Consider the following 5,640-nt stretch of genomic DNA (forward strand, 5'->3'; position numbering starts at 1 on the left):
GCAGCCGCTGGCACCTCTGGCGCGCGGGCAGCGACCTGCGGGCCTGGCTGTTCACGGTGATGCACAACCTGCATGCCAACCAGGTACGCCGCGCCCGACTTCGACCCGCGCCGAGTGCACAAATCGACGTCGACGAGATGGCAGACGACCTGCCTGGCGCAGAGGCGCCGTCCGATCTCGCACTCGACCTTCAGCGCTGCCTGCTGCGGCTTCCCGATGAGCAGCGAACCGTGCTGCTTTTGGTCACGCTCGAAGACCTGAGCTACGAGGCGGTCGCCAATATTCTGGGGATTCCGGTCGGCACCGTCATGTCCCGCCTTTCGCGCGCCCGCGCGCGGCTGCGCGAGTGGATGAATCCCGCCGAGTTGGCCCCGGGCGGCAGCCAGGACGCCGAAATCCAACCGCACGGGACCTTGCGGCGGCTGAAATAATGAGTTCCGACGATCCCATGAACCCGAACGACCCGCGCGCCCCCGTCTCCGACGACACGCTCAACGCGTGGCTCGACGGCCAACTCACGCCGACCGAGCGCGCCGCGCTCGAAGCCCGGCTGGCCCAGGATGCCGCCCTGCGCGAACGTTTGCAGGGCTGGCGCGCCCAGCGCCAGGCGCTGCAAGGCCTGCACCGCGAGGTGTTGGCCGCACCCCTGCCCGCGGGCCTCGCTGCGGCTGCCGATCGCCTCGCCGAGCGGCATGCGCAGCGCTTCGAGGCCTGGCGCTGGGGCGGCATGGCAGCAAGCGTGTTGCTGGCCTTTGGCACGGGTTGGATCGCCCACGACCGGCTGCAGGACGCCACGGGCAGCCGCGGTTCACTCCAGGCCTCGGCGCCCGCCACCGTCGAAGGCGCGCAGCGCTTTGGTCAGGCCGCCTTGGTGGCGCACGCGGTCTATGCGCCGGAAGTCCGCCATCCAGTGGAAGTGGCGGCCTCGCAGCAGGAACATCTGGTGCAATGGCTGTCCAAGCGGCTGGGGCGCCCCATCAAAGTACCGGACCTCAGCGCTGAAGGGTTCGAACTGGTCGGCGGGCGCCTGTTGCCGGGCACTCCGGACGAGCCCGGCGCACGCGCGCAGTTCATGTTCCAAACCGCCACGGGTGAGCGCGTCACGCTCTACCTTGGCGCCCTGCCGCCGCAAGGCAGCGACGGCGCAACGACCGGCTTTCGCTGGACGCGGGAAGGGGCGCTGACGAGCTTTTACTGGGTCGACGCGGACTTCGGCTACGCCCTGGCCGGGCCGCTGCCCCAGGACCGCATGATGGCGCTCGCGCAGTCGGTGTACCGCCAACGTTGAGTCGGCCGCCTGCCGGCGTTGGCCGGTCATGGCGCCGAGGCAGCTGCAGGCCGGATGCGCGCGCGAAGCTGGGTCAGCCCGACCTCATGCCAGCGTGCGCAAGGGATGCGCCCATGCGGGCCACGGGCTGATGAAGAACGGGGCGACCATCTCGGGAGTGACGTCTTCGATCCGGGCCGGATTCCAGCGCGGGTTGTGGTCTTTGTCGATGGCCAGCGCGCGCACGCCTTCGACGGTTTCGCTCGTCGCGCCGCGGCGCCCAAGGTGGGCCATGTCGAAGCAGTGGCGCACCAAGTCGCGTTCCATGCGCAGGTCGTCGGCCAGGCCCATCGAGCGCGCGCGGCGGATTTGTTCGAGCACGACATGCAGCATCAGTGGCGAACGCTTGCGCAGCACGGCGGCCGTCTCCTGCGCCCAGGCGTCGCTGGTGGCGGCTTCGAGCGCATGCACGATCTGGGGCAGCGTTTCCAAGCCGAAATAGGCATTGATTTTCGGCAACGCCAGCGTGAAACGGTCGGTGTTTGCTACAAAAAACGTACTAACCCAATGCTCGACGGCCGCGCCGGACTCAAACGGCGTGTGCTGTAGCGTGTCCCACAACACCTCCAGCCGCGCGGCATCCATGCAGCCATCGGCCAAGGATGCGTAGACCGCGTCGCTGCCGTTGAGGGTCTGGCCGGTCAGCGCCAGATATTCGCCGAGATGTCCCGGGCAACGGCTGAGGAAGTAGCCGCCGCCGACATCGGGAAACAAGCCGATCTGCGTCTCGGGCATGGCCATGCGGGTGCGCTGCGTGGTCACGCGCAGGCTCGCGCCCTGGCTGATGCCCATGCCGCCACCCATGACCACGCCGTCCATCAGCGCGATGTACGGCTTGGGATAGGTGTGGATGAGGTGGTTGAGGCTGTACTCCTCGGTAAAGAAGTCCTCGAGCCGCGGATCGCCCTCCAAGGCCGCGCGGTGGAAGAAGCGGATGTCGCCGCCGGCGCAAAAGGCCCCGAACGGCCCGTCTTTTCCCATGCCACGAACCGCGACGGCCAGCACCGCCGGATCGCTGCGCCACTCGAGCAAAGCGCCCGTGAGCGCGCGGATCATCTCCAGCGACAAGGCGTTGAGCGCCTTGGGCCGGTTGAGCGTGATGCAGCCAACGCGGCCACGCAGTTCGAGCAGCACTTCTTCAGGCACGGTTTTGCCTCCATCCGAACCATTCGTTGAACAACAGCGCGCCGATGACGAGCGCGCCACCGGCGAGCACCTCCGCCCCGGGGCGTTCGCCCGCGCCGAGCCAGGCCAGCAGAATGCCGAAGATCACCTCCAGCAGACCCAGCAGTGCCACCTCGGGTGCCATGAGCGCGCGGGTGCAAACCACGGCGAGCGACGACGGAATCGCCAGTTGGAAGAGCCCCAGCGCCGCAAGCAGCGTCAGATCATGCGCGCTGGCCTGAAACGGCCAGGCCAACGGCAGCGTGACCAGGCTCGAAACCACCGCGCCGATGAGCACCGCGGGGATCAAATCGACCTCCTGCCCCTGTGCGTGCGCATGCTGCGTCAGCGTCCAATTGGCCGCCCCCGAGATTGGCACGAGCAGCGCCACCAGCGTACCCCAGAAGTTGGCGCCTTGCGCGAGCTGGGTCCCGTACATGGTGGCAATACCGAGGCCCGCCACGACAATGGCAAGCCAGGTGCGCACGGGCAGCCGGTGGCCAATGAAAACGCGCGAGGCAAGCGCCGTGAACAATGGGGCGAGCGCCATGGTCACGAGGACATTGGCCACGGTCGTGAGCGTGATGGCGAGCATGAAAAACGTAAACATGCCCGCCCAGCACAGGCCCGACAGCCACAAGGCCCAACCGCCCTTGCGCATGCGCGCATACACGCCCCAACCCTGGGTCAGCGGCAGCAGCACCAGCAGGCTGAGCACGGTGAAAAAGCTGCGCCAGAAGGTCACCTCCCAGCTGCGCGCCTCCTCCAGATGGCGCGTCACCACGCCGGCGGTCGACCAAAGCAGTGTCACCAGCACCATCAGCGCCACGGCCTGCGCGTGGCTGAGGCCCGCGCCTCGTGCGGCGCTCACAGAGCCTTCGGCAGACTCAGGCCCCTTCGCGGCTGGCGCGTTTGCGCTCATGTTCCTTGAGGTAACGCTTGCGCAGTCGGATGCTCTTGGGTGTGATCTCGACCAGCTCATCGTCGTCGATGAACTCGACGCCGTATTCCAACGTGAGCTCGATCGGCGGGGTGATCTTGATCGCGTCCTCCTTGCCGCTGACCCGGAAGTTGGTGAGCTGCTTGGTGCGCGTCGCATTGACGACCAGATCGTTCTCGCGGTTGTGGATGCCGACGATCATGCCTTCATAAACCGGGTCGCCGGCCTTCACGAACATACGGCCGCGATCGTCGAGTTTGCCGAGCGCGTAGGTGAAGATTTCGCCGTCGTCCATCGAGATCAGCACACCGTTTTTCCGCCCGCCGATCTCCCCCTTGTGCGGCTCGTAGCGGTCGAAGATGTTCGAGATCAGCCCACTGCCACGTGTGAGGTTGAGGAACTCGTTCGAGAAACCAATCAGGCCGCGCGCCGGGATGCGGTACTCGAGCCGCACGCGCCCTCGGCCGTCTGGCTCCATGTTGATGAGTTCGCCTTTGCGTTCGCCCAGCGCCTGCATCACGCCGCCCTGGTGCTGCTCCTCGATGTCCACCGTCACGAGCTCGATCGGCTCGCATTTGACGCCGTCGATCTCCTTGAACACCACGCGCGGCTTGGACACGGCGAGTTCGTAGCCTTCGCGCCGCATGTTCTCGAGCAAGATGGTCAGGTGCAGTTCCCCGCGGCCCGAGACTTCGAACACGCCCTCTTCGTCCGTCTCGCGCACGCGCAGCGCGACGTTGGATTGCAGCTCCTTCTGCAACCGGTCCCAAAGTTGGCGGCTGGTGACGAACTTGCCCTCGCGCCCGGCCAGCGGGCTGGTGTTGACGCAGAAATTCATCGTCAGCGTGGGCTCATCGACCCGCAACATCGGCAGCGGGGCGGGACGCTCGGGGTCGGTAATGGTCACGCCGATGCCCAGATCGGCGATGCCGTTGACGAGCACGATGTCACCTGGCCCGGCTTCGGTGACCTGGATGCGGTCCAGCCCTTGGAAGGTCAAGACCTGGTTGATGCGGCCCTTGAAGCTGCGTCCGTCGGGCCCTTCCATTACCAACACATCCATGCCCGGCCGCACGGTGCCGGCGTTGATGCGACCCACGCCGATGCGGCCGACGAAGCTGTTGTAGTCGAGCGCCGAAATCTGCAGCTGCAGCGGCGCCTGCGGGTCACCCTCGTGGGCCGGAACATGCTTCAAGATCGTGTCGAACAGCGCCGACATATCTGGCCCCCACTGCTCGCCGGGCTCGCCCTCTTCGAGCGAAGACCAGCCGTTGATGCCCGAGGCATAGACCACGGGGAAATCGAGCTGCTCGTCGGTGGCTCCGAGCTTGTCGAACAGGTCGAACGCCGCGTTGATGACGCGGTCGCAATTGGCGCCAGGCTTGTCAACCTTGTTGACCACGACGATGGGCTTGAGCCCCAATGCCAGCGCTTTTTTGGTGACGAAGCGCGTCTGCGGCATCGGCCCTTCCTGCGCGTCGATCAGCAGCACCACGCCGTCGACCATGGACAGCGCGCGCTCGACCTCACCGCCAAAGTCCGCGTGACCGGGCGTGTCGACGATGTTGATGTGGGTGCCTTTCCAGCTCACGGCGCAGTTCTTCGCCAGGATGGTGATGCCGCGCTCGCGCTCGAGCGCGTTGTTGTCCATCACCGTGTCGACGACCTTCTCGTGCTCGGCAAAGGTGCCCGACTGGCGCAGCAATTGGTCGACCATGGTGGTTTTGCCGTGGTCCACGTGCGCGATGATCGCGATGTTTCGAATCTGTCTCGTCATGCCATTTCCTCTGCCCTAGGGCTCAATCGCCCGCAGGCGTTTCCAAAATTTCCAAAATCTGTTCAATTTCGACCGGGCTCAAAAGCCGCCGCGGAATCAGCTCCCCGCCGCGAACCTCGCCCGTGCCCAGCAAGGCGCGCGGGTGGCTCCCGTAGACCGCCACCAAGGGCGCGTCCGGCCACGCGCCCCGCCGACGTATCCCGCTCAGAAAACGCCCCGCATCCTCGCTGGAAAGCACGACCGGCGGACAGCCTGAGAGCAGATCCTCCACCGGCCAAAGCAAGCCCAGCCGCTCGCCTTCCGCGCAGGCCTCGATCTGCTGCAGGGTCAGCGCCGCATCGAGGGCGAACGGTCCCGTGGCCACCCGCCGCAGCGCCGTCAGGTGGGCGCCACAGCCGAGCGCCTCGCCGATGTCCTCGGCCAAGGTACGGA

Annotated in this window: 6 protein-coding genes; 2 read left to right on the forward strand and 4 right to left on the reverse strand. The window is 66.5% G+C overall.

The genetic code is table 11. The annotated features are described in order from the left end of the window. Together JHC36_RS01360 and JHC36_RS01365 are read left to right on the forward strand one after the other, a co-directional pair. The coding region (locus JHC36_RS01360; RefSeq protein WP_287914905.1) for an RNA polymerase sigma factor at nucleotides 1-431 on the forward strand (431 nt) is incomplete at its 5' end. A 17-nt stretch (nucleotides 432-448) separates the two neighbouring features. Next, nucleotides 449-1,288 carry an anti-sigma factor family protein gene (locus tag JHC36_RS01365; protein WP_287914908.1) on the forward strand — a complete coding sequence of 280 codons (840 nt, stop codon included), beginning with the start codon at nucleotides 449-451 and terminating at the stop codon, nucleotides 1,286-1,288. A gap of 84 nt (nucleotides 1,289-1,372) precedes the next feature. On the opposite strand, the gene JHC36_RS01370 is transcribed toward JHC36_RS01365, so the two are convergent. The 4 genes from JHC36_RS01370 to JHC36_RS01385 all read right to left on the reverse strand — a co-directional run. Then, nucleotides 1,373-2,473, reverse strand: coding sequence for an enoyl-CoA hydratase/isomerase family protein (locus JHC36_RS01370; protein ID WP_287914911.1), 1,101 nt, complete (start codon nucleotides 2,471-2,473; stop codon nucleotides 1,373-1,375). After that, nucleotides 2,466-3,311 carry a DMT family transporter gene (locus tag JHC36_RS01375; protein ID WP_287914921.1) on the reverse strand — a complete coding sequence of 282 codons (846 nt, stop codon included), beginning with the start codon at nucleotides 3,309-3,311 and terminating at the stop codon, nucleotides 2,466-2,468. Before JHC36_RS01375 ends, JHC36_RS01370 begins: the two co-directional genes overlap by 8 nt. Nucleotides 3,312-3,378: 67 nt before the next feature. Further along, the gene (gene typA / locus JHC36_RS01380) at nucleotides 3,379-5,208 is read right to left on the reverse strand and encodes a translational GTPase TypA (RefSeq protein WP_124221927.1); all 1,830 of its coding nucleotides are present in this window, start codon (nucleotides 5,206-5,208) and stop codon (nucleotides 3,379-3,381) included. 22 nt (nucleotides 5,209-5,230) lie between these two features. Then, a partial coding sequence (locus JHC36_RS01385; RefSeq protein WP_287914918.1) for a tRNA pseudouridine(55) synthase TruB occupies nucleotides 5,231-5,640 on the reverse strand: 410 nt, incomplete at its 5' end.

It is taken from the genome of Tibeticola sp. (assembly GCF_022759015.1).
Classification (GTDB): domain Bacteria; phylum Pseudomonadota; class Gammaproteobacteria; order Burkholderiales; family Burkholderiaceae_C; genus Tibeticola; species Tibeticola sediminis.